At 62.8% G+C, this 26,723-nt stretch carries 21 protein-coding genes; 10 read left to right on the top strand and 11 right to left on the bottom strand.

All coding sequences use genetic code 11. The annotated features are described in order from the left end of the window. Positions 1-129: 129 nt before the first annotated feature. The 3 genes from BCY88_RS21360 to BCY88_RS21370 all read right to left on the bottom strand — a co-directional run bounded on the left by BCY88_RS21360 (position 130) and on the right by BCY88_RS21370 (position 3,561). The gene (locus tag BCY88_RS21360; RefSeq protein WP_120346169.1) at positions 130-1,113 is read right to left on the bottom strand and encodes a LysR substrate-binding domain-containing protein; all 984 of its coding nucleotides are present in this window, start codon (positions 1,111-1,113) and stop codon (positions 130-132) included. Between the two features lie 239 nt (positions 1,114-1,352). Continuing rightward, the gene (locus BCY88_RS21365; RefSeq protein WP_120346170.1) at positions 1,353-1,997 is read right to left on the bottom strand and encodes a 2-hydroxychromene-2-carboxylate isomerase; all 645 of its coding nucleotides are present in this window, start codon (positions 1,995-1,997) and stop codon (positions 1,353-1,355) included. A 94-nt stretch (positions 1,998-2,091) separates the two neighbouring features. After that, entirely contained in the window at positions 2,092-3,561 is a 1,470-nt protein-coding gene (locus tag BCY88_RS21370; protein ID WP_120346171.1) for a TAXI family TRAP transporter solute-binding subunit, read from the bottom strand. A 697-nt stretch (positions 3,562-4,258) separates the two neighbouring features. Here BCY88_RS21370 and BCY88_RS21375 point away from each other — a divergent pair. Further along, a complete protein-coding gene (locus BCY88_RS21375) occupies positions 4,259-4,612 on the top strand; it encodes a BON domain-containing protein (protein WP_120346172.1) in 354 nt (117 codons plus the stop codon). Between the two features lie 342 nt (positions 4,613-4,954). Then, positions 4,955-5,203: a hypothetical protein gene (locus tag BCY88_RS21380; RefSeq protein ID WP_120346173.1), complete on the top strand. Its 249-nt coding sequence runs from the start codon at positions 4,955-4,957 to the stop codon at positions 5,201-5,203. Positions 5,204-5,255: 52 nt separating this feature from the next. Here BCY88_RS21380 and BCY88_RS21385 read toward each other — a convergent pair whose 3' ends face one another. Together BCY88_RS21385 and BCY88_RS21390 are read right to left on the bottom strand one after the other, a co-directional pair. Continuing rightward, positions 5,256-6,044, bottom strand: a complete 789-nt coding sequence (locus BCY88_RS21385) for a sulfite exporter TauE/SafE family protein (protein ID WP_120346174.1) — start codon at positions 6,042-6,044, stop codon at positions 5,256-5,258. A 166-nt stretch (positions 6,045-6,210) separates the two neighbouring features. Next, complete coding sequence (locus BCY88_RS21390) at positions 6,211-6,864, bottom strand: LysE family translocator (protein WP_120346175.1); 654 nt, start codon at positions 6,862-6,864, stop codon at positions 6,211-6,213. 179 nt (positions 6,865-7,043) lie between these two features. On the opposite strand from BCY88_RS21390, the gene BCY88_RS21395 reads away from it, so the two are divergent. From BCY88_RS21395 to BCY88_RS21410, 4 genes are all read left to right on the top strand, one after another. After that, positions 7,044-7,937: a LysR substrate-binding domain-containing protein gene (locus tag BCY88_RS21395; protein ID WP_120346176.1), complete on the top strand. Its 894-nt coding sequence runs from the start codon at positions 7,044-7,046 to the stop codon at positions 7,935-7,937. Positions 7,938-8,149: 212 nt separating this feature from the next. Next, the gene (locus tag BCY88_RS21400; protein WP_120346177.1) at positions 8,150-9,100 is read left to right on the top strand and encodes a hydroxymethylglutaryl-CoA lyase; all 951 of its coding nucleotides are present in this window, start codon (positions 8,150-8,152) and stop codon (positions 9,098-9,100) included. Positions 9,101-9,127: 27 nt separating this feature from the next. Next, on the top strand, positions 9,128-10,363 hold the full coding sequence (locus BCY88_RS21405) for a CaiB/BaiF CoA transferase family protein (RefSeq protein WP_120346178.1): 1,236 nt from the start codon (positions 9,128-9,130) through the stop codon (positions 10,361-10,363). Between the two features lie 200 nt (positions 10,364-10,563). Next, positions 10,564-12,048: an MFS transporter gene (locus BCY88_RS21410; protein ID WP_120346179.1), complete on the top strand. Its 1,485-nt coding sequence runs from the start codon at positions 10,564-10,566 to the stop codon at positions 12,046-12,048. A gap of 1,188 nt (positions 12,049-13,236) precedes the next feature. On the opposite strand, the gene BCY88_RS21415 is transcribed toward BCY88_RS21410, so the two are convergent. Further along, on the bottom strand, positions 13,237-14,145 hold the full coding sequence (locus tag BCY88_RS21415) for a helix-turn-helix domain-containing protein (protein WP_310796128.1): 909 nt from the start codon (positions 14,143-14,145) through the stop codon (positions 13,237-13,239). Between the two features lie 390 nt (positions 14,146-14,535). On the opposite strand from BCY88_RS21415, the gene BCY88_RS21420 reads away from it, so the two are divergent. Together BCY88_RS21420 and BCY88_RS21425 are read left to right on the top strand one after the other, a co-directional pair. Continuing rightward, positions 14,536-15,312 (top strand): SDR family NAD(P)-dependent oxidoreductase, encoded by a 777-nt coding sequence (locus BCY88_RS21420; RefSeq protein ID WP_120346181.1) that lies wholly within the window; start codon positions 14,536-14,538, stop codon positions 15,310-15,312. Between the two features lie 76 nt (positions 15,313-15,388). Beyond that, complete coding sequence (locus BCY88_RS21425; protein WP_120346182.1) at positions 15,389-16,927, top strand: amino acid permease; 1,539 nt, start codon at positions 15,389-15,391, stop codon at positions 16,925-16,927. A gap of 114 nt (positions 16,928-17,041) precedes the next feature. On the opposite strand, the gene BCY88_RS21430 is transcribed toward BCY88_RS21425, so the two are convergent. Next, entirely contained in the window at positions 17,042-18,583 is a 1,542-nt protein-coding gene (locus tag BCY88_RS21430) for a glycoside hydrolase family protein (RefSeq protein WP_259461466.1), read from the bottom strand. On the opposite strand from BCY88_RS21430, the gene BCY88_RS40425 reads away from it, so the two are divergent. Beyond that, complete coding sequence (locus tag BCY88_RS40425) at positions 18,552-19,004, top strand: hypothetical protein (RefSeq protein WP_259461467.1); 453 nt, start codon at positions 18,552-18,554, stop codon at positions 19,002-19,004. The two genes, BCY88_RS21430 and BCY88_RS40425, sit on opposite strands and share 32 nt — an antisense overlap. Positions 19,005-19,717: 713 nt before the next feature. After that, positions 19,718-20,803: a glycosyltransferase family 4 protein gene (locus BCY88_RS21435; RefSeq protein ID WP_120346184.1), complete on the top strand. Its 1,086-nt coding sequence runs from the start codon at positions 19,718-19,720 to the stop codon at positions 20,801-20,803. A gap of 61 nt (positions 20,804-20,864) precedes the next feature. Here BCY88_RS21435 and BCY88_RS21440 read toward each other — a convergent pair whose 3' ends face one another. The 4 genes from BCY88_RS21440 to BCY88_RS21450 all read right to left on the bottom strand — a co-directional run bounded on the left by BCY88_RS21440 (position 20,865) and on the right by BCY88_RS21450 (position 26,666). Beyond that, entirely contained in the window at positions 20,865-23,255 is a 2,391-nt protein-coding gene (locus BCY88_RS21440; RefSeq protein WP_120346385.1) for a PIG-L family deacetylase, read from the bottom strand. A gap of 146 nt (positions 23,256-23,401) precedes the next feature. After that, on the bottom strand, positions 23,402-23,854 hold the full coding sequence (locus BCY88_RS21445) for a GDP-mannose mannosyl hydrolase (RefSeq protein ID WP_120346185.1): 453 nt from the start codon (positions 23,852-23,854) through the stop codon (positions 23,402-23,404). Between the two features lie 72 nt (positions 23,855-23,926). Continuing rightward, on the bottom strand, positions 23,927-24,076 hold the full coding sequence (locus BCY88_RS39900; protein ID WP_183081419.1) for a hypothetical protein: 150 nt from the start codon (positions 24,074-24,076) through the stop codon (positions 23,927-23,929). 289 nt (positions 24,077-24,365) lie between these two features. After that, on the bottom strand, positions 24,366-26,666 hold the full coding sequence (locus tag BCY88_RS21450; protein ID WP_120346186.1) for a hypothetical protein: 2,301 nt from the start codon (positions 26,664-26,666) through the stop codon (positions 24,366-24,368). Positions 26,667-26,723 lie beyond the last annotated feature (57 nt).

Genomic DNA, 26,723 nt, shown 5'->3' on the forward strand with positions numbered 1-26,723 from the left:
AGCGCAAGGCGCTCAATGCCAGGGGGGCTGAATAACTGCGCTGAATAACTGCAAGTAGCGCGATGTGTTGAACATGTGTTGAACGTCACGCGCCCTGCGCTCACGTCAGGCAACCGTCGAACCAGAACGTCAGTCCACCGCGGCTGACGTTTCTTTTTTCGCCGGCCGTTTCGCGCGCCGCACCTTCTGCGCGACCAGTCCGTCCGACACCTGCGACATCAGCGTACGCAGCCAGCCGACATCGCTCGGCCGGTCCGGCTGCGGATGCCATAACTGATAACACTTGATGCGCGGAAACGGAATCGGCACGTCGACCACCGCGAGCGGCAGCATGTTCGCATAGTGCATCGCGAACCGGCGTGTCGTCGTGAAGATCAGGTCCGATTGCAGCAGCGTTTGCGGCACGAGGCCGAAGTAGGGCAGCGTGATGACGATGCGCCGTTCGGCGCGGGCCCGGGCGAAGCCGATGTCGACGGCGCCGCCGCTCGCGCCGCTATAAGGCGTCGGCGCGAGATGCGGCGCGGCAAGATAGGCTTCGCGGGTCATCGGCGCGCGCGTGAGCGGATGATCGGCGCGCATCAGGCATACCACCGTGTCGGAGAACAGATCGCTGCGTTCGAAGCGGGGATCCGGCTTCGGCCAGTTGCCGATCACCAGATCGAGTTCGCCCGCATCGAGCGCGGCCGAATGATCGAGCATCGGGCTCAGCGAATCGATCTCCAGACGCGCATGCGGCGCCGCCTCGCGAAACTGCGCGATGACGGTGGGCATGAAGAAGTCGTTCAGATAATCCGGCGCGGCCACCCGGAAGGTGCGGCGTGAACGGCCGGGATCGAAATCGCCATGCGGTGTCGCCACGAAATCGACTTCGCGCAGCACACGTTGCGCCGAGGCCAGCAGCGATTCGCCGTATTCGGTAGGCACCATGCCCGACTTGCCGCGTACGAGAATCGGGTCGTTCAGCGTCTCGCGCAGTTTGCGCAGCGCGGTGCTGATGGCCGGCTGGGTCTGATTGAGGCGCAGTGCGGTTTGTGTGACGCTGCGCTCGACGATCAGCGTGCGCAGTACGCGCACGAGCCAGATATCGAGGGAGGCGGCGGAGTCGTCGTCCATGGTTCAGGGGAGGCGATGCAGGCAGGTCGGACCCGAATGAAGCGTCATACGGAGCCGCCCGCGAGCCAGATCGCGAGAGCAGGGCGCAAAGGTTATAACCTTAGGCCCGTTTGTGGTGTGGCGGCATAGCGGACACGGTATGGCCGGCATCAGGACAGCCTTTTTGACGCAATCGCATCTCAAACGGTGCGCCTGTTTGCACCAAGCTTACGTTTTGCCTTCGTTTGGCGATCCGCGACTCAGTTATCCGCCAGACCCGAAGGCAGCACGCTGATCCGCTTTACTTCCTTCGAGTCGAGCCAGTTCGGCGTGCGCGCGCAATACAGCACCATGGGCAATGCGTCTTCGCCCCAGAACAGTTGATCGTTCAGGTAGAAGGTCGGCACGCCGTAGACGCCCAGGCCGATTGCATCGGCCGTGTTGCGCTGCAGTTGCACTTTCACTTCTTCATTCCTGATGAGTTCCGGGCCGTCCGGTACGCCGACGCGCTCGCACAGTTCGGCGAATGCCGCATCGCTCGACGGGTCGCGGCCCTCGCGCCAGATGAAACGGAAAATCTCCCGCACGAAGCCGATATCGCCCTTCGCCGCGGTGGCGAGCAGGAGCGGTTTCATCGAATCGAACGGATGAGCCGGCGGCATCTTGAACGGAATGCCGAGTTGCTCCGCGCGAAACAGCGCGTGGCGATACATGAAGATGCGCTTGGTGGGCACGCTATAAGCGGGCCGCTGGCCCCAGTGGCGATACAGATCGTTCAGGACGACCGGCGTGAACGCGAAGTCGAAGCCCGGCCATTTGTCGTGTTGCTCGAGCAACAGGTACGTGAACGGCGAGACAAAATCGTAGAACCACAGCGGTTGCCTGGCGTTGATGCCACTGGACATAAATGTCTCCCGGATTGCCTGTTCCGAACGATGCCGTCTGCTGGATCGTCGGATTTGTAATGATCTTACGCGGTGCAGCCGCGGCTTGCACCGGTCAATATCGCTTCGGATCCGTGACGGCAGGCTCAGCAGGCATCGAACCCGGCTCGGGCCTTTCGCCGGAACCGGCCGATTCGGCGGGCTCGCCTGGCTCGTCCGGCTCGCCCGCTATGTCGCGCTGGGCCTCGCGGCTATGGGTGAGGCGCTCGCGCACGAAGCCGATGTGCTCGCGCAGCACATAGAACTGATCCGCATAGGCGAGCGGCATTTTCAGACCGTTCACCGATTCCTCGATCGCATCGAGCCGTTCGATCAGCGAGGCGCGCTCGGCGGCGGAGTGCTCGCTGAGCGCGCTTCGCTCGATCGCGATCAGCGAGCCGTACCAGCGGTAGATGCGCGATTTCACTCGCCACGTGTACAACGACGGCACGACGCGCAGCGCCGGAATCAGCAACACGATCAGCGGCACCACGACCACCAGCAGCCGATCGGCAAGACTTGCCAGCCAGAATGGCAGGACCCGGTAGAGGAAGCTCTTGCCTGACTTGTAGTAGCGGGCGGCGTCGTCGCTGATCGGGAAATCGTGGGCGAGCGGCGCGGGGAATTCGCCGGCGCGCTGCAGGATGTTCGCCTTGCCGTGGACCTCGCGTGCCGCCTCGATCAGCAGATCGGATAGTGCCGGATGCAGGGAGTCGCGCGCGACCAGTTCGGCGGTCGGCGCCACCATATGCATCGGCGCCGCCGGCAGGTTCTTGCCGAGGTCGAACGCGCCCATGGGTATCTGGAGTTGCGTCAGATAGGGAAAGCGGCGGGTATAGGCGTCGGCTTGAGTGAAGTCGTAGAACTGCACGTTCGGCGTGCGATTGAGCTTGCCCATCACCGCCGGTTGCGCCGAGTCGCCGGCCAGAAACGCCGCGTCGACCTTGCCGGCAACGAGGGCCTGGGCGGCGTCGTCGCCCGAAAGCGGCAGTAGTTTGGTCGGACCGCCCGGCACGATGCCGTTCGCCTTGAGCAGCGCGAGCGCCAGTTCGCGCGTGCCGCTGCCCTCGGCGCCGACTGCGAGGCGCAAGCCCTTGAATTCGGAGAGCCGCGTGATTGTCGGGCCGTGATAGAAGATCGCGAGCGGCACATAGGCGACGCTGCCGAGCGACATCAGGTCCGGGCTTACCGGGCCGGGCGAGATTCCGTCCTGCACGAAGGCGACGTCGACGTTCGACTTTGGATCCGAAAGCCGCTTCAGATTCTGCAGCGAGCCTTCCGAGGGCAATACGTTCAGGGTGATACGGTTGCGCGCCAGAATCGCCTTGTACTTCTGCGCCGCGTTCCAGAAGGTGCTGCCTTCGGGGCCGGCGCTGATCGTCAACGTGCTGGGCGGAGCGGGCTGGATCAGGCGCACGGCGACCCAGATCGCCGCGATGGCGACCAGCAGGATCGGTCCGAACGAGACCGCCAGATCGCGCCAGGAGATCGCGACGAAACGGGCGACGAGACGGGGAGAGCGTTTGCGGCCGGTGACTGGCTTCATCGGGTGGCGTGACGGCTACGGTCGAAAGTGAACGGGGTGGCGGTGCGCCGTGGCGCGTGAACCGGGGCGAGGCGCTTGCGCCATGCCATCGGGCCTGCTGCCGCGAAAGGCATGCACGCGGCGCGGCAGCGCGCGTCGCGCCGATGGTACCTGAGAATCGCGCGGCGGCGCTGCGCCCGGCCGGGATGGGCGTCCTCAAACCCGTAACAATTCGTGAACGGCGCGTGAATAGCGCATGAACGTCGCATGAACGTCGCATGAACGGTCCGTGGCCAATCCATGAACCGCGTCGGACGAAAAATATGAACCGTGCATGAATAAAACACGATCCACGGTCCGATGACAAGCAGGAGGCACCCGCTGGTATGACTAAACCCTTTGCGCTTCTGGCGCGGCTAGATTAAATTGTGGATCGCTGTCGCGAACAAATGTTTGCGCGGCGTGACCCGGCACGACAGACAAGAACCGGGCGCGCCGGCGGACTTCGCGGCTTGCCGGCTCCCGTACCGCATTGCATGCGCCGCACGCGCATGTAACCAACGGAGGCCGGCCTCTCTTGCCTCTCGCACACCGTGTTGCAGCCATAGTCGGCCGTCGCTGAGCCGCGCCTTGACGCGTCCTGCATGGCCGCCCGTAGTCGTAACGAAGCCGCTGTTTGTATATGCGGTCCAATGTGTAGCTAAGGAGAATAGAAACTATGAAATCGGTCGGTTTTCTGAAAACGCTGGGTTCGGTCGTGGCGATGGTGGTGGCGTGCAACGTGTACGCTCAGGCAAGCGATACAACGGCGACGGGCACGACCGCTGCGCCGGCTGCCAGCGCCAAGGCGACCAAGAAGGCTAATGGCCAGCTGGGCCGCAAGGTGCGCAGCGCGCTTGCCAAGGCGCAAGGCATCGACGTTTCGAACATCGCCGTGCGCGCTCGTGGCGGCGCGGTGACCTTGACCGGCTCGGTGCCGGACCAAGGCCAGATCGATTCCGCCGGCACGGTGGCCAAGGGCGTCGCCGGCGTCACGTCGGTGTCGAACAAGCTGACCGTTGTTCAGCAGTAAGACAGTTGCAATCGGCAGGCCGCACCAGGCGGCCTGGCACCAGCGGCTTGCAACAAGCGCACGAAGCGCCGGGAGGCGCGCAAAGCTGTATTGAAGGGCGCAGGCGATTCGATATTGTCGTTATGCGCCATTGTGATGCATGCCAGTGCGAGGGCTTCGGCGAATACCCGAAGCCCTTTTTTTCGCTTTATTTTCCGTGGTGGTTATTTTTGAAGCGGTGATGATGGTTCAGACCCGTTCCGGGCTGAACGCCGTCACCGCAACGGCTTCTCCGTGCGCTGCGACACACAATAGACGCGTCATCAAGCGTACTGTGATGGGAAAGAAACGGGAGCCAACGCCATGGAAGTCACGCTTTTGCGCTATACCGATCTGCCTATTGGAGATCGGGCGGCTTTCGAGCTGGTGTGCGCGCGGCACGGATTTGCGCCGGCGCATTTCGACATCAGCGCTCGCCTCGCCCCGGGCGACGCCGCGCACGAACGCCTCGTCACGGTTCGTCGCGGCGGCTGGGCGCAGTCCTATCAAGACCACCGTGGTCAATGGGTCAAGCAGTTCGAATCCGATCTGACCTGCCGGTTTTTCAAATAGAAGCAGAAGCGGCCCGCCGGGGCCGCCGCTTCATATCCGCTTTATACCGGCCTCACGCCAGCACGAGGCGCACGCCGACCAGCGTGAGCGTAGCGGCGAGCACGTTGCGCAGCAGTACGTCCGGCGCGCGCGACGACAGATAGCTGCCGATCGCGATGCCCGGCAATGAACCCACCAGCAGCGACAGCAGCATCGACCAGTCGATCGAGCCCAGCAGCCAATGACCCGCGCCCGCCAGCAGCGTGAGCGGCACCGCATGGGCGATGTCGGAGCCGACGATGCGCGTGGTCGGCAGCAGCGGATACAGCAGCAGCAACACCGTGACGCCGATGGCGCCCGCGCCCACCGACGTCAGCGACACCAGCACGCCCAGCACCGCGCCGGTCAGCATGGTGAGCGCGAGCGTACGGCCTTGCTTCGGGGCGCGCTGACGGCGCGCGCCGAGCGCCGCGAGTTGCGGGCGGAAGACGAGCGCCACGGCGGTCACCAGCAGCGCGACGCCGAGCACGATCTGGATCAGCCGGCTCGCGCCTGGCGTGTCCATGCCGTAACGGTGCAGCAGGATCAGGGTGATGGTTGCAGCCGGTACGCTGCCGGCCGCGAGGCGCAGCGTGATCTGCCAGTCGACGGAGCCTTTCAGGCCGTGCACCAGCGTGCCGGTCGCCTTGGTGGCGGCTGCATACAGCAGATCGGTGCCGACTGCGGTGGCCGGGTGCACCTTGAACAGCAGAACCAGGATCGGCGTCATCAGCGAGCCGCCGCCGACGCCCGTCAGCCCGACCAGAAAACCGACGAACAGGCCGGAGACGGAGTACAGCAGATCGATGTGGGGAAGAGCCATTGAGCGGACCGGTGACGGTCGGGTGGGGTGGACAGGTTAGGCGGCAAGGCCGGCGCGCACGGGCCTTCGAGCGTTGGCGAAGCCCGGTGACGGGCTCGCGGTGGCAGGCCGGAAGCCGCTATTGTCGCAAAACTGCCGCGCTTGCGTACGAAGCGCTGAACCCCACTCAGAGCGCGCGGCGAATTTCGACGATACCGAACGCGGCCAGCGTGAATCCGACAATCCGGTCGATCGCCACGCGCAACTTACTGCCGATCGCATGACGCGCGAGCGACACCACGGTCACAAGAAAACACCACCATGCGATCGAACCGCAAAACACGCCGCCTACGGTGGTCAATGCGATGCTCGATGAAAACGCTCCACGCGGCGCGAGCGTCGTGAACAGCGCGGCGAACATGATGACGGTTTGCGGATTGGTCAGCGTGAGCAGCAACGAACTTGCGTACGCGCGCAGCGCGCCGGCGCGGCCCACCTGCGCGAGCTTGCCGCTGTCATTGCCGCCGCCGTTGCCGTTGGCCGCCTCGGCGGGCGCTTTCTGCAGCAAGGTGCGTACGCCGAGATAAAGCAGGAACAGACCGGCGACCAGGTGCAAGGGCCGGTCGTAGGCGAGCATGAACTGCGAAATACCGACAAGGCCGAGCGCCGCGATCAGACCATAAGCGGCGTCGCCGGTCGCAATACCGAAGCCGATCGCGAGGCCCGCGCGCGGACCGCCCGTCAGCGTGCGGCGAATGCATAGCATGCCCATCGGGCCGACCGGCGCGGCAATCGCGAGGCCGACACCGGCAGAGGTGGCGAAGAGACTGGCGGTGGACATGGGAAAGCCCCTGTGCGTTGTTCTGGTCGGTGGTGGGTCGGGCGCGCTGCGCTTCGTTGCGGGCAGTTGCCAGGCCGGCGCGCCCCCAAGCATAGCCAGACCGAAAATCCCAGGCAAGCTGCCCGCCGCTTTCCTCGGGCATAATTTTCCCACTGCAAACACTCAGGGCACGCCCGTTCATGTGGCAAATCGATCAGGTGACGTTGCGCTTGTTCATCGCCGTCTGCGAGGAAGGCACGATCGCGCGCGCGGCTGAGCGCGAGTTCATTGCGCCGTCCGCGGTCAGCAAGCGGCTCGCCGATCTCGAAGCGCTGGTCGACGTCGCGCTGCTCTCGCGCAGCCAGCGCGGCGTGCGCGCCACCGCCGCCGGTGAGGCGCTGCTCAGGCACGCGCGGCTCATCATGCGCGGCCACGAACGATTGCAGGCGGAGCTCAGCGAATACGCGGCCGGCGCCCGCGGCCATGTGCGGATACTGGCGAATGTGTCGTCGATGGTGGAGTTTCTGCCTGAAGCGCTGTCGGTGTTTCTGAAGGCTAATCCGCGGATTCGCGTCGATGTCGAAGAGCGCGTCAGCACCGAGATCGTGCGCGGTCTGGAAGAGGGCGTGGCCGATCTCGGCATTTGCCGCGACGCGGTGCCGATGGGCAATCTCGACGTGCTGCAGTATCGCTCCGATCATCTCGCGCTGATCGTGCCGCGCGATCATCCGCTGGCTGGTGAAGCCGCAATCGGTTTTGAGCAGACCCTGGCATTCGACCATCTCGGGCTCGCATCGAACGCGTCGGTGAACGCGCTGATGCAGCGCATCGCGGTGGAAAAAGGCAGGGAGCTCAACTATCGAACCTATGTATCGACCTTCGACGCCGCCTATCGTTTTATCCAGGCGGGTCTCGCCGTCGCGATCCTGCCGGGCGAGGCGTTGCCCCGGCATGCCGCCGACGAGTACGGCATCGTCGCCGTGCCGTTGCGTGAAGCATGGGCCGAGCGGCGCTTCGTGATCTGCATGCGCGACCGTAGTGCGCTCACATTGGCGGCGTCGCATCTGCTCGACCATCTGCTGCGCGCGGGTTGAGCGCGGCCCTTGCCGCACCTTCTGACAAGCCCTTAAGGGTTTCCCCTTTGCGACGGCGCATGCCCGTCCCGCATGCCTTTGCCGCCATCGCGAGCGGCGATGGAGAGCGTCGTCAACGCAGACTTTGCCGCGCGGCCGCGCGCGGGCACCCTGTCGCTCAGTAGCTTCGTTCCCAGCCCTCCACGCAAGATTCAAGATTGGGATTCAAGACCATGAGTGACACTCAGACGCGCGTCGTCGTGACCGAAGTCGGCATGCGCGACGGCCTGCAAAGCATCGCGCGCACGATGCCCACTGAATTCAAACGACGCTGGATCGACGCGGCCTATGCCGCCGGCGTGCGGCATATGGAAGTCGCCTCGTTCGTGCCGGCGAAGCTGCTGCCGCAAATGGCCGATGCCGAGGAAGTGATCGCTCACGCGCTCACCTATGACGATCTGATTGTGACAGCCCTGGTGCCGAACCTGAAGGGCGCGCAACGCGCGCTCGAATCCGGCGTGCATCGGATCGTCGCGCCGATTTCGGTGAGTACGGCGCACAGTCTTGCCAATGTCCGCAAGACGCCCGCTGAGATGATCGAGTCGTTTGCCGCGATGCGCGAGCTGATCGATAGCGCGGCTGGAGCAAACGCGCGGCGTGTGGACTTGATTGCCGGATTGTCGACGGTGTTCGGCTGCACGTTGCAAGGCGCGGTGCCCTACGACGATATCGTCGGGATTGCACGCGCCGCGCTGCAGGCGGGCGCCGATGCCATCGCGCTTGGCGACACCACGGGTGAAGCGACGCCGCGCCAGGTCGGCGAAGTCATCGAACTGGTGCGAGCGGTTGCGGGAAGCAAACTGCGCTCGCTGCATTTCCACGACACGCGCGGCCTCGGCCTCGCGAATACGCTGATCGCGTTGCAGCACGGCATCCGTGAATTCGACGCCTCGCTGGCCGGTCTCGGCGGTTGCCCGCATGCGCCGGGCGCGACCGGCAACGTGAACACCGAAGACCTGGTGTTCATGCTCGACAGCATGGGCTACGACACCGGCATCGACCTCGCCGGACTCATCGCCTCGCGCGACATACTTGCCGACGCGTTGCCCGGCGAACCGCTGTACGGCTATCTGGCGCGCGCCGGTTTGCCGAAGCAGTTCAGTGCCGCGGCTCAACGTGTTTGAAACTTCTGATTACTCACAGGTGCTGCAATGACTTCAGTTTCTTCCGCGCCCGCTTCTTCGCCGGATCAGCAGGGCGCGTTACCGCTTGCGGGCATTCGCGTGGTGGAGTTGTCGCATATGGTGATGGGGCCGACCTGCGGGATGATTCTGGGCGACCTCGGCGCCGAAGTCATCAAGGTCGAACCGCCGCGCGGCGACGGTACGCGGCGTTTGCTCGGCACGGGTGCGGGCTTTTTTCGCACCTTCAATCGCAACAAGAAGAGTGTCGCGCTCGACCTCGACAGCGAAGCGGGACTGGCCGCGCTGCACAAGCTGGTCGATACCGCGGACGTATTCGTCGAGAACTTCAAGCCGGGCCGCATGGCGAGCCTGGGTCTCGATTACGCGTCGCTGCGTGCGCGCAATCCCAGACTGATCTACGTGTCGCACAAAGGCTTTCTGAACGGTCCGTACGAACACCGTCTCGCGCTGGACGAAGTTGTGCAGATGATGGCCGGCCTCGCCTACATGACCGGACCGGTGGGTCGCCCGTTGCGTGCCGGCAGTTCAGTCAACGACATCATGGGTGGCATGTTCGGCGCGATCGGCGTGCTCGCTGCATTGCACGAACGGCATACGAGCGGACGTGGCAAGGAAGTGCAGAGCGCGCTGTTCGAAAACTGCGTGCTGCTGTCCGCGCAACACATGCAGCAGTTTGCCGCGACCGGCGTGCCCGCCGCGCCGATGCCCGAGCGCATCAGCGCGTGGGCCGTGTATGACGTGTTCAGGCTCGCCAACGACGAGCAGATGTTCATCGCCGCAACCGGTGACGGCCAGTGGCGCGCGCTGTGCGCGATTCTTGGGCGTGCCGATCTGCTGGCCGACCCGCGTCTTGCGACCAACAACGACCGCGTGCTGGCGCGCGAATGGTTGCTGCAGACGCTCGGCGAAACCTTGAGCAGCTTCGACGGCGCCACGCTCGTGCCGCTGTTCGAGCGCGACCATATCCCCTTCGCGTCGATCACGAAACCCGAAGAGCTGTTCGACGATCCGCATCTGAACCAGAGCGGCGGCCTCGCACGATTGACACTCGATGACGGCAGCGAAACCGCGATGCCCTTGCTGCCGATTGCGATGGACGGCGAGCGTCTGCAACCGCGCCAGCCGATTGCGAAGATCGGCGAGCACACCGCCGACGTGCTGCGCGGTTTGGGTTACGACGAAGCGCAGATCGCCGCGTTGAGCGGCAGCGGCGCGACGCAAACGCCGCGAGAAGCTGCGTGAGCGTCGTGCATGAGGCGGTGTCCAAAGCTGCATACGTGTAGTGACCGATAAGGCGTCAAGCGAGGTCGCGGGAGCCGGCTATTCACGAGGTGCTCTGCGTGCGTTCCTGAGCATAGCGGCCCTATCTGTTTGCGCTTGATGCCTCGAACATAGTCATTCAATCTCATCCGGCGTTAGACCGGAACTCATGGAGACAGACGATGAAATCGTCGAATCATACGGTCTATGCGACAGCGGTTGGCGACGCTGGTGCGCTGGGCAGCTTGCCCTCGGGCGCGGGCGCATCGGCGGGTGGCCGCGCTGAAGAAATCGCGCTGCACGGGGCGCGTATTTCCGCGCGGCTCGACCGCTTGCCTGCCACGCGTTCAGTCTGGCAACTGGTGATGCTGCTAAGCCTCGGCCTCTTCTTCGAAGTGTACGACCTGATGTTCTCCGGCTACATCGCACCGGGTCTCGTGCGCAGCGGCATCCTCACCGCGACGACGCATGGTCTGTTCGGCACCAGCGGCGTGGCGAGTTTTATCGCCGCGCTATTCGCAGGCCTGTTCATCGGCACGGCGGCATGTGGTTTTCTTGCCGACCGCTTCGGACGGCGTGCGATCTTCACGTGGTCGTTGCTGTGGTACACCGCGGCCAACATCGTCATGGCGTTCCAGGACACGGCGTTCGGACTCAACCTTTGGCGGTTTATTGCGGGGATCGGTATCGGTGTGGAGATCGTGACGATCGGTACTTATATCTCCGAACTGGTACCGAAGCATATCCGCGGGCGCGCGTCGGCGTGTTCGCAGGCCGTCGGTTTCTGTGCGGTGCCGATCGTTGCGTTTCTATCGTATTTGCTGGTGCCGCAGCGTTACTTCGGCCTCGACGGCTGGCGTCTGATTGTATTGACCGGCGTGGTGGGCGCAATCGTGGTGTGGTGGATTCGTCTGCGTTTGCCGGAGAGTCCGCGCTGGCTCGCACAGAAAGGCCGCATCGCGGAAGCCGACGAGGTGATGAAGCGACTCGAAGCGCGCGTCGAACGGGAATATGGGCGGCCGTTGCCCGAACCGGCATTGCCTGAACCGGTGCGCGCGCGGGCGGCGTTTCGCGATCTGCTGGTGCCGCCGTATCGCAAACGTACGCTGATGCTGATCATTTTTCACGTGTTCCAGACGATGGGTTATTACGGCTTCGCGAACTGGATTCCGACGTTGCTGATCAGGCAGGGCATTACCGTCACGACGAGTTTGATGTACGCGAGCATCATTGCGATTGCCGCGCCGCTTGGGCCGTTGCTGGGGATGTTGATTGCCGACCGCTTCGAGCGTAAGACGGTGATTATCTGCATGGCGGCGGTGAATGTGGTGTGCGGGCTGCTGTTCAGCCAGACGCGTGAGACGGTGTTGCTGGTGAGTCTTGGGGTGTGTCTTGTGCTGGCGGGCAATATTATTTCGTACAGCTATCACGCGTATCAGGCGGAGCTTTTTCCGACCAGTATTCGGGCGAGGGCGGTGGGATTTGTTTATTCGTGGAGCCGGATATCGGCGATGTTTTCCGCGTTTGTGATTGCGGGATGTTTGAGCCGCTTTGGCGTGAATGGGGTGTTTGTGTTTATCTCGGGCGCGATGGTGGTGGTGATGGTGGCCATCGGAACGCTGGGGCCGAAGACGCGGGGTGTCGCGTTGGAGGATATTTCGAAGTAGTGCTTTGCGGGTGGTTGATGCCCGCCTGGCGGGGCGGGCTTGCTGCTTGTCTGGTGCTGCTTAGTGTTTCTTTGGGGTTGCCGAGGTGGTGGGTGCTACGCGGATCGGCGGCGCCCCCGAGGGTGTCGTGGCCGGTGTAGGCTTCTTGGCCTGCTTCGGTTTCTTTACTTCGCGGTTGCTGCGCATTTGACCTTTTGCCATGATGGGCTCCCCAATAGGCTTTTGTCCCTCCGCGAGGGAGCAGTGGCATAGTGTGCGCTGGTTTTTGGTTTTATGTGGATGGTTTTTGGGGTTTTTTTTTGCCTGCGCGGCGCTTGATTGACTTTGTGCCTACGGCGTTGGTGTTTTCTTGTTCTGGTTTTTTCTTTGGCCTTTCCTTGATTTGTTAATGGTCTGGTTTGTCTGTGCGGCTGCTGCTTTGGCCTTTCCTTGTTTTGTTAGTGGTCTATTAGCGTTGCCCCTGTGCGGGGCGGCACTTACTTTCTTTGCCGCCGCAAAGAAAGATAAGCAAAGAAAGCGGCTCACCCCGCCAGCGCATAAGCGGGTCCCCCGCACAGTTGTGGTAGTGGTGCATCTGGAATCTGTGTTCTCGCACACTCCGCGCGAGTGACAAAGCACTCATTCGCTCCCACTCCGCACTACGTGCGTCGCGGATGGGTCTGCCAGGGAAACCGGGAGGCTTCGGTTGAGTTCGGTGGGGGCCATCGGCTTTGTCTCGGCGATGTGTCGAAAAACGCGTTGGTTTTCGAACCGCGCTTCGGCGCGCGCAGCGCCGCCGGAAGTATGACTGCTGTGTCACCAGGGCGGAACGTGCGAGGGCACGGATTCCAGATGCACCACTACCCTCTCCAAGCCAGGGGACCCACTTATGAGCTAGCGGTGTGAGCCGCTTTCTTTGCTTATCTTTCTTTGCGGCGGCAAAGAAAGTAAGTGCCGCCCCGCACAGGGGCAACGCTAATAAACCAATAACAATTCAAGGAAATGCCAACGCCGCTGACAAACAGATCAAGGAAAGGCGCAAAAAATAAGTGCCGCCCCGCACAAGGGCAACGCTAATAGACCACTAAGAAATCAAGGAAAGGCCAAAGAAGTCAGATCAAGGAAAGGAAAGACCAAAGAAGAATCCAGAACAAGAAAAGGCCAAAACCACAAAAGCACAACCAAGCGCCGCGCAGGCAAAAAAAACCTTCACCCACTCCTACTCCTCCGCCAGGTCTCACTCGGCAACTCCCCAAACTGCCCCCGATACTCATTGGAGAAATTCCCAAAATGCCAAAACCCCCACCGCGTAGCGACCTCGGTAACCGATCCCGAGTCCCGCAATTCCCGCCTCACATGATCGAGCCGAACAGCCCGTATATAAGCTGACGGATTCACCCCAACCGTATCCTCAAACGCATACTGCAACGTTCGCCGGCTCGCGCGAAACCGCGCACATAACTCAGCGACGGAAAGCGGACAGTCCGGCGACTCCTCCACCAGTTCGCGCACGCCCCGCACAAGCTGCCAGTTCCGCGCAGTCCGCGCCTCGAGATGCCCGTGCGGATCGGCATCCCGTATCTCCTGCAATGTCTCGGCAAGACCGAATATCACCGACTTCTCGAACGAGGCCGCCACGCCCGCGTTATTGAGCAAAGCCGGTGTCGCCGCCACCGCGTCGAGCAATCGCTTGAGTACTTCACGAAAGGCCTGCAATCTGGCCGGATCGACATTCAATACACCAGGCCTCGCACCCAGCAACGGCGCAATGTCATCGAGCTGCGAACGCAGCCGTTCGTCATCAATCGCCTCAGGCTCGATCTCCAGATTCACCACCACGTGCTTGTCAGGCGATAGAAACTCAAACCCGCCGTCGCCGGAAAATACATGCAGGCCGTCACGATGACTCGTCTGCCCGCACAGCAGCGCATGTCCTTCAAGCTGAAATGGAATGCCCACGGCCAGTCTGGATGGCGCGACCTGGCCGCGTTGATAGACCGTGCGGTTCAGGCGCTCCACCAATACCCGCACACCACCCGCAGCGAACGAACTCACCGAGCCGTCGAAGGCGCCGCGCGAAATCTGGCAATAGCTCTGGTTCCACGCGTCGAGCAACATCGCCTGCTCGTCGATGTTCCGGCAACAGTGGATCTCGACGGCGCTGCTTGTCTGATTGACCGGCTGCATAGCTTCTCCCGATTCTGTTGGCACTCTCCGGACAGCGTGGTGCCGACCAGTGTATGCGAAAAAAAACTTGCGCCGCAGTGTTGGAGTAATCCGCCCAGAGCACATCCGCGGCTTGCGCCCCCTGTCCGCACAGGACGACGAACAGGGCGGCTGCCGCATGCAGCGAGCATTCAGGCATGGATGTAATGCATTTGTCAGCAATCCAGATTTTTACGGGATTTTTACTTTTTTGCCAATTTTGGATAGTCGCCGCTTTTTGCCGCCCCTACTTTGTGCATAACACGTCACGCAATGCATCAGGCACTGGAACGGGAGTCTCGCATGAGCAGATCGGCAGGCAGGCTGGAAGGCAAGATCGCAATCGTGTCGGGCGGCGCAACCGGCGCGGGCGGCGCGGCGTCGCTGCTGTTCGCGCAGGAGGGCGCGCAGGTCGCGGTGGTGGATGTCAATACCGATGCGGGCGAAGAAGTCGTGACGCGCATTCGCGCGGCCGGCGGCACGGCCGAACTGGTGGCCGCCGACGTATCGAAGCGCGAAGCCGTGGACGCCGCCGTGGCGAACGTCATGGCGCGCTTCGGACGCATCGACGTGCTGTTCAACCACGCGGGCAGCATCGTTGTGAAGCCGTTTGTCGATACTACCGACGAAGACTACGACTGGCTCATGAACGTCAACGTAAAAAGCATGTTCATGATGACGCGCGCAGTGCTTCCGCACATGCTCGCCGCAGGCGGTGGCTCGATCGTGTGCACGGCGTCGATTTCGTCCGTGGCGGCCACGCCGCTCGAGGTGCTGTATTGCACGACCAAAGGCGCGTGCGCGATGTTCGCGCGCTCGATTGCCGTCGAGTATCGCGATCGCGGCATTCGCTGCAATGCGGTGTGCCCCGGCTTCATCGATACGCCGCACGGGCGTCGTGAAATCAGCGCGCTCGCGAAGTATGGCTTCGATGCAAGCGAGGCGGCGCTGTCAGTGCAGCAGGGCCGTCTATGCGCGCCTGAAGAGGTCGCGCGCGCCGCGCTCTTTCTCGCCAGCGACGACGCCAGTTTCGTCAACGGCGCTCACCTGTACGTGGATAACTGCTTTACGGCTGCGTGAGCCGGTCCTGCGTCGCGCGCTCACGCTTCTTCGTCGCTTAGCCGCTTCGCCATAACCCTGTTCAAAGGATCGCGTCATGGACATCAACACGGCCGTGCCGTCGGCGGAGTCCGCCGACAACGACGTCAAGCTGTTGCACAAGATGGGCTACGCGCAGGAACTGTCCCGGCGCATGGGGGCGTTCTCGAACTTCGCCGTGTCGTTTTCGCTGATCTGTATTCTGTCGGGCGGCATCACGTCGTTCCAGATGGGCTTGTCGGCGGCGGGCGGGGCGTCGATCGGACTCGGCTGGCCGCTCGGCTCGCTGTTCGCGCTAGTGGTGGCGGCGGCGATGGCGCAGATCGCGTCGTCGTATCCGACGGCAGGCGGCCTCTATCACTGGAGTTCGATTCTGGGCGGCAAGATGTGGGGCTGGCTCACGGCGTGGCTGAATCTGCTCGGCCTCGTGTTCGTCGTCGCCGCGATCAATTACGGCACTTATGATCCGTTCTTTCGCACGCTGATCGCGCCGATGTTCGGGGTGAGTCCCGACTCGCTCGGCTGGTGGCAGCAGACGCTCTTTCTGACGGCGATCACCGCTTCGCAAGCGTTCCTGAATCATCGCGGCATTCGCATCACCAGCAAGATCACGGATCTGTCGGGATACCTGATCTTCGTGGTGACGATCATGCTGGTGGTCTCTCTGCTGGTGTATTCGCCGGTCAAGATCGATCTGTCGCGGCTCTATACCTTCACCAACTTCACGGGCGTCGACGGCGGCGCATGGCCCAAGCAGACCATCGCCATGGCGTTTCTGTCCGGTCTGCTGCTGACCGCCTATACGATCACGGGCTTCGACGCCTCGGCGCATACCTCGGAAGAAACGCATCAGGCGGCGCGTAATGTGCCGCGCGGCATTATCGGCTCGGTGTTCTGGTCAACGACCTTCGGCTACGTCATGGTGTGCGCCTTCGTGCTGGTGATGCCGGATATCGGCGCGGGGGTGAAGCAGGGCACGGGGTTCTTCGAAGCGATTCTCGCGCCGATTCCAGGACCGCTGCGCATTCTGATCGAACTGCTGATGTTTTTTATCAATTACGTCTGTGGTCTCGCAGCCGTCACGTCGACCTCGCGCATGATGTTCGCGTTTGCCCGCGACGGCGGCCTGCCGGGTTCGAAGTGGCTGCGCAAAGTGAATGCGGCACACCGCACACCGGGCGCCGCGATCTGGACCTCGGCGGTGCTGGCGATCGTGGTGACCTTGTATGGCGATGCGTTCACGGTGTTGAGCGCGGGTAGCGCGGTGTTCCTGTTCATCTCATACGCCATGCCGATTGCCTCCGGCATCTTTGCCGAAGGCCGCACGTGGAAGGAAAAGGGTCCGTTCCAGTTAGGCATGCTGTCGAAACCGTTCGCGGTGGCCGCGGTGTTCGGCGCACTCGTGCTCGCCTATGTCGGCATGCAGCCGCCGAATCAGAAAGTGGTGTACGTGATTGTCGGATTGCTCGCGGTGTTGCTGGCGATCTGGTACGGCGCAGGTGTGCGCAAGAGCTTTGCCGGGCCGCCGATCGGCAAGGTGTCGAAGGAGCGCGAGCAGGAGTTGAACGGCCTGGAAGGACGGCTGGGGGAAAGCTGAAACTCTGCGAATGCGTGGCCTCTTGCCACCATTCACGTCTGAAAGAAAAAACGTCAGCCGGCCCTAAGGCTGGCTGACGTTCTTACAACTGGCGCATGACGTGGCGCTGGCGGGTCAGATCCCCGCGTATCCCACCGGAACCGTGGTGTTGGCCTTGGCGACCGACGCGTTGTTCGACACGACATACACCGGCGATTCGGTCAGGTTGAGCGTCAGCGTACCGTTGCTGTAGTTCGCGCTGGACGCATTGCCCATCATGTCGATGACCTTGACCGTGCCGCTCGTGCCCGGTGCATCCACCGTGAGGCTATACGGCACGCTATAGGTCGAACTGAAGCCGACGCTTGCGTCCCACACGCTGTTGTTGTGCGTCCACAGCGCGGTGATCACGGCGCCGTTGCCCACCTGCTGGAACGCGTAGGCGTAGACGCCGGTCGGCGTGCCGTTCACCGGTCCGAGCGTATGGGTACCGTCGAGCGCGTGCGTCATCGCGCTGATTGCCATCGCGACGGGTTTCGGGCTGATGTTCGTCGCGCCAAACGCGCCTTGCGCGTCGTTCAGGTCGAAGAACGTGCCGTAGCCGACTTCGCCCGGATAGTCCGCGCCGTAGAACACGTAGGTCTGATCCGCGCCTTCGCCGAGCGTAATGATGTGCATGCGAGCCGCGACCGCCGCTTGTGCGTACAACACGTTCGCCGTCGGGTAGTTCGGACCGTACGAGGTGCCGAGGTCGTAGCTGATGCCGGCTTCCGTCGAGAAGAGCTTCATGCCAGGACGGTAGTCGGTGGCCATTTCCGCGCGCAGATCACGCATCTGGCCGCGCAGCGAACCTTCTGCGGTCGACGGGTCGGCATCGTAGCGCTCCGGCGGATGCGACGGCGAGGTTCCCGCGTCGTAGTAACCGTGCGTGGAAACCGCGTCGATGTACTGACCGAAGCCGAGCGGCGCGAGGCGCTTCAGGCGGGTCGTGGTCAGGCTCGGGAATGCGTCGGTAGGACCCATGACCACCGCGTTCGGATCCGTCGCGTGGAGGCCTTGATAGACGGACTGATAGAGCGCGATGAAGTTGGCGTCGGTGTCGGTCCAGAACTGGTTGGGCTCCCACGTCACCTGATAGTAGTTCGCCGACTGGGTCGGGAAATACGCTGCGCGAATCGCGTTCGACTCGGTGCCGACGCGGCTCATGTAGCTCTGGTAGTACGAAAGATTGGTCGGCACGCTGGTGTCGTCCTGGAACGCGCCGGTGCTGCTCGCCCATGCGGGAATGCCGTCCAGACGGATCAGGCGCATCACCTTGCCGCTCGTGTAGAACGGATCGAGATTGTTGGCCGAAGGATTGAACGTGTTCGGTCCGTTCGGTTCCATGGTCGAGAGCTGGCGGTCGTCGATCGTCGACGAAATGCCGAGCGCGGCGAGCAGAGGGCCATTGTCGTTCGCGCCCTGCATGCCGAAGCGATGCTGTTCCTGATGCGCGTAGGTGACGGCAGGCACGACGCCCGACAGGTTCGGCAGCACGCCGAAGGTTGCGATGCCGACCGGACGCGTGCCGGCTTGCGGCAACTGGCCGCCGTTCTGCGCGAGCGTGCCTGTCGCCGAGAAATAGCCGGCGAGCGTCGAGGTGCAGTTGAGCGTGATGGTTTTCGAGCCGCTCGGCACGGCGGTGCTGCCGCTCGTGGCCACGCGGCCGAGCGTGTCCGTGACGGCCCAGTTCAGCGTGTCCGCGTTCGGCACATTGGTGGTGAACGCGAGCTGGAACGTGCTGCCGGAGGCAAAGATGCGCGTGCCGTCGGTGCTGGGCGTGTCGGCGGAAATGGTGGCGCTGCCCGAACCGGCCGAGACGGCCGGCGCTGCACAGCTGAGTGCCGCGACCGTGGTGCCCGCGCCGTTCACCGTGGCGGTGCCGCCGGTGCTGCTGTTTCCTGCTGCGCTCAAGTTGGGTGCGCTGGATGGGCTGGTGCTGCCGTTGGCCTGGCTCGCTGCGGTGGTGCCGGTGCTGCCACCGCCGCCGCCTCCGCAAGCTGCGAGTGCGAGAGAAAGTGTCGAGAGTAGGAGGAGTTGCGATTTCATCAATCTCTAACCAATGCGTGAGCTGAACATTCGCGCCTCTTCGCGCAACGCGCGGCGGGAGACGGAGCGAACAGAAATTAACGTCGTGCGAATCCGCGCCGCCTGCTATGGCGGATCTGGCGGAATCGGACGGCCCGGGAAGGTGTGACGAAAACAATCAATGTCTTGCGGGACAGCGCAATCCATATCGCGAGCCTTAAGCCGATGGCGCCGCTCGATGAATTTTTTACTGTCCTGTAAGAAGGAAAGGCCGCTGATGGGGCGAATCGACCGCAACGATACGCATGACTATGTTTAAAAGAAGTAACGAGTCGTTACGTATGAATAATGGTGCAGTACTAATTGCATTGATCGCATCAAAATAACCGTATGAAGAGACTAGTCTTTATCCGCCATACAGAAGTGGGGTCGAAAAGATTTGCAACGGATGCCTAAATAGTCGAATCGGCGTCACCCGCGGGGAAATGGGCGGTAGCGCTCACTGCATAGCCGATTGCGCCTTGGGGATGGCGTAAAAGTGCTGGGCCTTCGGTGTAACGTTTCCTCGCGACAGTGGCTTCGCGGCGGACCTGTCGCTGTTTTTTCGAAAGACCCGGCGACATTCCGAAAAAGGGGCGCGCCAGATAAACGATGATGAGATGCCGATGTTTTTTAGGGCCGGTACTTGCTGGTAGGCATCTCCATCCGCTGCGCAAAAAGGGCGGTTATCCCGAGAGATAAATCGTGAGAATTCTTCAGTTGGTTCACGCACCGCGACTTTCCGGGGCAGAGGTGCTGGTAAAGGGGCTCGCGATTCATCATCAGCGCGGCGGCCATGAGGTGTGCATCGCATCGCTGCTTCCCCAGCAGGACGATTTCGTCGACATTCGCGCGGAACTCGAGGCCGCTGGCGTTACCTGCCTGTTTCCGAGCGTCCACCACGGCCGGGTGGGCAAACTGCTGCATCTGTATCGCACGGTGCGTCAGTTTCGCCCCGATTTCATCGTGGCTCATGCCACGCTCGCCGCACTCTATGTGCGCCTTCTGCCCGTGCATACGCCGATCGTCTGGGTGATGCATTCCGGCGTCAACGACTTCGAGAACAGCGCGCTCAAGCAGGCCGAGCGCCTGTTGTCACGGCGGGCCAGAGCGATCATCGGCGTGTCGCAGAAAAATATCGACGACTACCTGAGAGAAATCGGCAAACATCCGGCGATGGTCGTGATCCCGAACGGCGTGGATGCGTCGCTATTCGCGCAGGACAGCGGCGCGGCGGCACCGGATGCTGCCGTGCCCGCGAAGCAGATCGTTCAGCTAGGCCGCTATATAGAAGGCAAGAGTCAGTTGCATACGATTCGCGCGTTCGAGCGTGTCGTACAGAGCGAACCCGAGGCGCGGCTGCTGTTGTGTGGTGTCGTTGAAGACGTCGCTTATCACGAGGCGGTGCTGTCGCTCGTTCATCAACTCGGTCTGGACAGTCGCGTGACGGTATGCGGGCCGCGCTCGGATGTGGCCGCGATCCTGCGCTCCTCGCGTGTTTTCGCCATGCCTTCGCAATTCGAAGCGCAGAGTATCGGTTTTCTGGAGGCGCTTGCTTCCGGCATTCCTGTCGTGGCGAGCCGGATTCCGTCGTTCGTCTTTGCGAGTGGCTTTGCCGGCGTCAATCTTGTCGATACGGCCGATCCTGAGGCCTACGGCCGCGCCCTGCTCAAGGCGCTCGACACGCCGCGTGCAAGCCGGCAACTGGCGGGATACACGTTGCATGACACGGCGGACCGCTACATGAAGGTCGCGCGGCAGTTCGTCCAACCGATGCAGATATCGGCCTGAAGGGTGCGGGATCGACCGGCGCGCGTTGCCGGGCTCATTGCGACGCCCATTACTGCGTCCATTACTGCGCCAGGCGGTCGATCCGCACCGTCTCCGAAAACAGCCCCGGCAGTTCGCCGAGATCCTGGGCCGCGCCCAGGGCGAAACCGTCGCCTACCGGATAGCGCGTCAACGCCGGTGCGCCGCCGGTGAAATAGAAATCGCCGAGTATCGCGTCGGTTCTTCGGTAAAGCACGAGCGCCGCATTGTGCTTGTCACGCACGAACATCGGAAAGACATCCGACCACGACATGCCACGCAAGGTCGCCGCCTGGACAGGGACGCTCTTCGCGTCCGCCGTATCGAGCGTGGCAATGTCGATGACCGCATCTTCGTTTGTTCCGTCGAAATGCGGTGTCGAAAGAATCAGGGTATTGCTCGCGTTGCCGTACACGGCCCCGAGCGTCACCTTGACGAAATCGGGCTGGAAATTCGCCGGCAATAGTCTGCGTTCGCCAACGGTCATATGGCCGCCCTCGTTGGCGATCTGCGTGAGGGCGAGTCGGCCGCTCGCCTGCCCGAGCGCGACCAGCGACGCGCGTGATCCTGGGACCAGGACCGGCAGAAGATTGACGTTTTGCGGCAGGGTTTTCGCCTGCGCCATGAGCGTTGGCGTCGCGCCCCCGGCGCCCGTGGAAGACGCAAGCCAGAGGTCGAGTCCGCTATCGGTTCGCTTTTGCGCGATCAGCACGCCGGCACGTCCGGTTCCGTTGAAATCCGCAGCCACATATTGCTGCGTCAGCTCAGGCCGGAACGCACTGCTGGTCTGGAGCCACAGACGTGGCGCCTCGAAGCGCCCGCCTGTACTGCGCAGCAGCCAGAACGCGGTGCCGCCCTGGCGCGCGGTAATGACCATCAGGTCAGCCTTGCCGTTGCCGTCGAAATCGCCGAGCAGAAAGCGTGCGCTGTCGAAGCACAGTGTGTCGCTCGTGCAACTCGGCGCGGTGGCGCGAGGATCGAACGGCACCGTGCTGGCGTACCAAAGCGCGGGAGGCGACGCTTTCGCGAGCGACGCCGCATAGACGTTGAATCCGGGCCCGTCGTGCTGCCGCTGCACATAGACCGCGGATGCCTCGCCGGTGCCGGCGATATCGCCGACCATTGCGGTGGAAAGCCGTAAATCGGTTGCCTGGGTGTGTTGCGTGGTGGCCCAACGGTAGCGCGTGGTGAGGGCGGTGCAGCCGCGCATGGTGAGCTTGCCGTCGTTTTCGCCGAGACAGTGCCGCAGCGGCGTATAGATGAGGCCGAAATCCCAGGGCGTCCAGCGCTGCGCCATGTCCCATTGATCGCAGGCTTCGGAGATCAGATAGCCGTCGCGTTCGGCGATGCATTGCGATGTCGCGACGCTGGCGAGCGCGGCGTTCTGCGCATTGCCCGGATAGACGGTGAGTGGATCCCAGCGCCATTGCTGCGTGACTGAGCCCGTGCACGCGGCAAGTGTCGGCGCTTCTCCACTACCCGCGGAAGTCAGACAGCGGTTCGTTGCCGCATTGAAGAGTTGCAGCGGACCTGACTGGAAATCCGCTACGCGGTGGTCGCTGCGATCGGCGAAAGCATAGCGGCGCGCGACCCAATTGCCGTCCCACTGAAACTCGCCGAATACATGTGACGACTCGTTGCCGTCGATAGAAAAATAGCTGGCGACAATATCGCGCTTGCGTTGCACTTCAGCGGCCGGAACGTTGGCGGGCCAGTCGCCAGTCGGATAGGTGACGTGGTACACGATCGGCACGCTTTTGCCCAGCGTCTGGGCGACGTGACGTGTAATGCGCGCGGCGTAGATGTGATCGGGATGCTCCAGAAACGGCACGGTGTCCGGATTGAGCGTGTAGATCTGCGTTGCCCCGGCAAGAATCGCTTTCAGCGTGGCCGACAACGAGGCCCGGTCGTATTGCACACGCACGGAACCGTCGGCGTTCATCGGGTAGGTGGAGACGGTAGCGCGCTGTTCCCACAAGAGGCCGAGCGGCACGCGTCCGCCACGTACCGCTCCGCCGGGCATCCGGAGTTCGAGCAGACGAACCTGCGGCTTCGCCTTCAGCACCATCTGATGCACGAGCTTGCCGGCAATCGGAATATTGGTTTCGATCCATTCGTCAGGGACCCCGGCCATGCGCGCATAAGCGAGCCGGGAAGCCCGCTCGCGGGTCTGCACGTATGCGAAATTCGCGCCATTGGCGCCGCCGATCAGATGCACCGTGGTGATACACCAGCCGGCGTCGAGCCGTTCGCTGATCGCGGGGTCGACGAAGAGCAGATCGTCATCGAGGTGGGCGACGACGGTGACCAGCGTGCCGGCGCTGCAATCAGCCGCGCGCGCCGGGACTGGAAAGAGAACGAAGAAGAGTAGCGCGAGGAAAGCAAGGGATGCAGCGGATGAATCGCGAACGAACCTGGTTGCCGATGATCGCATGTTGATTCGAGCTTTGACGGTGAGCTCGATCATACTGTATCGGCATGAGCCGCCACGTTGGCGAACTCACAGTTGGCATTACTTTTGCCCGCCGGCAATGAGGCACGCCGGCGGCAGGGCCGTAGGCGCTAGCGGTAAGCTCGCCGTTAGCGGAAATACGCCTTGGTGTTTTCGTGAACATCGGCGCGCGCGAGCAACGCCGCGGGCGCAAGCCAGAGATATTCGCTGTGCTGGTCGAGCCGGCCGACCGAGACCGTGCTGGTGAGCTGCAGCGCGTAGGCGAGCACGATGTAGTGCGTCGACACGTCGGGCTCGGCGGCAAAGTTGTCCGGATAGTGGTGCTCGAAAATGCCTTCGAAGCGTGCAGTCGAGCGCGCCATCCGGGCGATGCCCAACTCGGCCTCGGCGATGCGTGCGAACGCGGCGTCGAGTGTTTCGTCTTTATGGATGCGCCCGCCGGGCACGAACCAGGTGTTGCGTGCAGGGCGATTGCGCCGATGGCCGATCAACACGCGGTTTTCGGCGTCGCTCACGATCAGATCGATCGCGACCAGCGGCGTCAGACGCACCACGTCGAGGAAATCGAGCTCGGTCAGCATGTGCTCTCCTGAAGGGGGCGCCGGTAGGGCGCTGTTTGAGTGCGGGGTGATCGCGAGGCGATCCTGAAGACATTAGCCGTCGTGACGATGCTCATCGTGTTCGGTGAGACGGTTTGAGACACCCGCCAGCAGCAACGCGACCAGAAGCGCACCGATCGTGGCGAAGAGAAACGCCCCGGCCATCGCGGCTAGCACCAGCATTGTCCATGCGAGCCCGCTCATCTCCCGGCTCCAGCGCGTTGATAGGCATGCGAACTAACACCCGGCTGGATTCTACGTGTGCGGAAAGCGCGCTGCACTGTCACTTCACGCCGAAGTATCGGTGCATCGCGACAGCGAGCCATGTCGATCGAAGCTTGTGCGCTGGTCATGCCATGCAATCAGCGGGTAACAGGCGCGCTTTGCACGGGAACTTTGTATGGGATCGGAGTAAGCGCTAAAGCGCTAACTCCGGTCGACTACTCTGTATGGGACCTGAGTAAGCGCTGAAGCGCTAACTCAGGTCGACAAGCTAGCGGGCCACGTAACCCTCCGGCGTCATGACCGCGTCCTTGAACACGGCGGCGTTGGCGGAGACCACATAGATAGGCGTTGGCGACAGCTTGAGACCCGCGACGCCGTCGCGATACGGCAAGCTCGATGCGTTGCCCATCATGTCGAACACCGTCACTTCACCAGATGTGCCGGGCGCATCGACCCGCAAACGATAATCCGCACTCTGGCTCGAGTTGAAACCGGTTTTAGCGTTCCATGCGTCGTTGTCATGCGTCCAGAGCGCGGTCACGATCTTGCCGCCGCCGAGCCGGCGGAATGCGTACGCGTAAACCCCTTTCGGCAAGCCCTTGAGCGGCCCGAGCGTATCCGTGCCGTCAATGATCCGCGTCATCGCCGCCACCGCGAGCGCGGCAGGTTTCGGGCTGATACGAACGGGGCCGTAGGCGCCATCCGGATGATCGAGTTCGAAGAAAATCCCGTAGCCAGGCGCGGCGTCCGGCATGTCCGCGAGGTAGAACACATAGCTCATATCCGCACCCTCGCCCAGCAGGATGAGATGCGTGCGCGCCACAACCGCGGCTTGCGCATAGAGCACGTTTGGGCCCGGGTAGTGCTTGCCGTACGCCTCACCGATGTCGTAGCTGATACCGGTTTCGGTGACGAACAGCGGAGCGCCCGGTTTCAGATACTGACTCATCTCATGACGCAGCGCCCGCATCGCGGCGGGCAACGCGCCCTGCACGGTGCCGCGATTGCCTGGGTCGGCAACGCGTTCGGGCGGATGCGACGGTGTCGTGCCGATGTCGTAGTAGCCGTGAATGGTCATGCCGTCCATATAACGGCCTATGCCGAGCGGACCGAGACGACGCATCCACTCGACATTGGCCTGCACCGAAGCGTATGTCAGACCCATCACGACGGCGTGAGGGTCTGTCTGATGAATGCCCTCCCACACGGCCTTATACATCGCGACGAAGTTTGCGTCGGTGTCGCGCCAGGGCAGGCCGCCGTCGGCGTCCGGCTCCCATGTGACCTGATAGTAGTTGTCGCGTTGCTGAGGGAAGTACGTGATGCGCGTGCGGTTGGATTCGGCGCCGACCTTTGCCATGTAGTCCTTCATTTGTGCAAGCGAAGTCGGCGCGTAGCTATGTGTCTCCTTGCTGGTTGGGCTGGCCCATTGAGGAATCCCGTCCAGCTGGATCAGGCGCATGATGTCGCCGCGCCGGAAATAGGGGACCAGCTGCTTGCTCGCGGGGTCGAACGCGCCTGCGCTTTTCGGCTCTTCGGTGTACCAGTTGCGGTTGTCGTTGGCCCACGAAAGGCCGAGCGCCGTATAGACCGGCCGGTAGCCGTCGCCATCGCAGCAGTGCTGTCCGGGCGCGAGGTAGGCGGTGCCCTGTCCGCCGAAGCGATGCAGGTCCTCGTAGGGAAAGCGCACTGCGGGCAACGCAGTGGCGGTGTCGGGCAGCACGCCGAAGGTGGCGATGCCCGCAGGACGTGTGCCACGCGATTCGAGCTGGCCATGTGCGCGTTCCAGCGAAGCCGAGACGGCGAAGTAGCCGGCAATACTCGACGCGCAACTGAGGGTCGATAACGTGGCGCCCGCCGCAACGGGGAAGCGGCCGCTGGCGCGCACGGTATTCCAGCTGTCGCGGATTTGCCAGTTGAGCGTGTCGTTTTGCGCCGGGCGTGTTGTGAAGACGAGCGCGAACGGTTTGTCTATTGCGAACAGGCGCGTGCCGTCGCCTGGCGTGTCCGCTTCCAGCAAGTCGCCGTTTGCCGCCGCGCGTACTTGCGAGGAAGGCGCAGCGCAGCGCAGGCCTTGTCCCGGCGGCGCCTTCAATGCGGTGGGTGCGGTGGCCGCCGGGTCCGGCACGGTGCTGCCGCTTGCGGAGCTTGCTGCGGCGTTTTTTGCTGTTGTGCTCGAATTGGCGCTAGCAGCCGTGAGCGCTACCGCACAGCGTTTCTCCGCCCCCGGTGCCGGATCGCCGAACACACCGTTATTGCAATCGGCGCTGTTCGAGAACGTCTTGATGACATGCTGTTCGACGGTGCCGTACAGCACCTCACGCGTGCCGCTGAACCGGCAAGTGCCGTATTCCGCCGCGCAGAGTGCCCACTTTCTGCCGTCGATGCTAACTTCCGTGTTGCTTGCGTTGTCAGGACCGGTTGAAGCCCCCGCCGCACGACACGCTGAGGCGACACCGCCCAGCAGGATAAACGCCGCCGCAGAGGCGGCAATGCGCAACGCCAATCCGTGGGTGACACCGCCTCTCGCGAGTGAGCGCAGCGCCTGATATTCGCGTACATTCGACATGTGTTCCCCGTGTGATTCGACGTATCTGTTCCGGCGAGTTCCTATGATGGAACGTCG

It is taken from the genome of Paraburkholderia fungorum (assembly GCF_003610895.1).
GTDB lineage: Bacteria > Pseudomonadota > Gammaproteobacteria > Burkholderiales > Burkholderiaceae > Paraburkholderia > Paraburkholderia fungorum_B.

Bases quoted from the DNA above. Each gene is read 5' to 3' on its own strand.
- BCY88_RS21450 (WP_120346186.1), bottom strand. From the start codon at position 26,666: ATGTCGAATGTACGCGAATATCAGGCGCTGCGCTCACTCGCGAGAGGC.
- BCY88_RS21420 (WP_120346181.1), top strand. From the start codon at position 14,536: ATGAGCAGATCGGCAGGCAGGCTGGAAGGCAAGATCGCAATCGTGTCG.
- BCY88_RS21445 (WP_120346185.1), bottom strand. From the start codon at position 23,854: ATGCTGACCGAGCTCGATTTCCTCGACGTGGTGCGTCTGACGCCGCTG.
- BCY88_RS21365 (WP_120346170.1), bottom strand. From the start codon at position 1,997: ATGTCCAGTGGCATCAACGCCAGGCAACCGCTGTGGTTCTACGATTTT.
- BCY88_RS21360 (WP_120346169.1), bottom strand. From the start codon at position 1,113: ATGGACGACGACTCCGCCGCCTCCCTCGATATCTGGCTCGTGCGCGTA.
- BCY88_RS21415 (WP_310796128.1), bottom strand. From the start codon at position 14,145: ATGTTGCTCGACGCGTGGAACCAGAGCTATTGCCAGATTTCGCGCGGC.
- BCY88_RS21385 (WP_120346174.1), bottom strand. From the start codon at position 6,044: ATGGCTCTTCCCCACATCGATCTGCTGTACTCCGTCTCCGGCCTGTTC.
- BCY88_RS21395 (WP_120346176.1), top strand. From the start codon at position 7,044: ATGTGGCAAATCGATCAGGTGACGTTGCGCTTGTTCATCGCCGTCTGC.
- BCY88_RS21375 (WP_120346172.1), top strand. From the start codon at position 4,259: ATGAAATCGGTCGGTTTTCTGAAAACGCTGGGTTCGGTCGTGGCGATG.
- BCY88_RS21440 (WP_120346385.1), bottom strand. From the start codon at position 23,255: ATGCGATCATCGGCAACCAGGTTCGTTCGCGATTCATCCGCTGCATCC.
- BCY88_RS39900 (WP_183081419.1), bottom strand. From the start codon at position 24,076: ATGAGCGGGCTCGCATGGACAATGCTGGTGCTAGCCGCGATGGCCGGG.
- BCY88_RS21400 (WP_120346177.1), top strand. From the start codon at position 8,150: ATGAGTGACACTCAGACGCGCGTCGTCGTGACCGAAGTCGGCATGCGC.
- BCY88_RS21380 (WP_120346173.1), top strand. From the start codon at position 4,955: ATGGAAGTCACGCTTTTGCGCTATACCGATCTGCCTATTGGAGATCGG.
- BCY88_RS21410 (WP_120346179.1), top strand. From the start codon at position 10,564: ATGAAATCGTCGAATCATACGGTCTATGCGACAGCGGTTGGCGACGCT.
- BCY88_RS21390 (WP_120346175.1), bottom strand. From the start codon at position 6,864: ATGTCCACCGCCAGTCTCTTCGCCACCTCTGCCGGTGTCGGCCTCGCG.
- BCY88_RS21425 (WP_120346182.1), top strand. From the start codon at position 15,389: ATGGACATCAACACGGCCGTGCCGTCGGCGGAGTCCGCCGACAACGAC.
- BCY88_RS21405 (WP_120346178.1), top strand. From the start codon at position 9,128: ATGACTTCAGTTTCTTCCGCGCCCGCTTCTTCGCCGGATCAGCAGGGC.
- BCY88_RS21370 (WP_120346171.1), bottom strand. From the start codon at position 3,561: ATGAAGCCAGTCACCGGCCGCAAACGCTCTCCCCGTCTCGTCGCCCGT.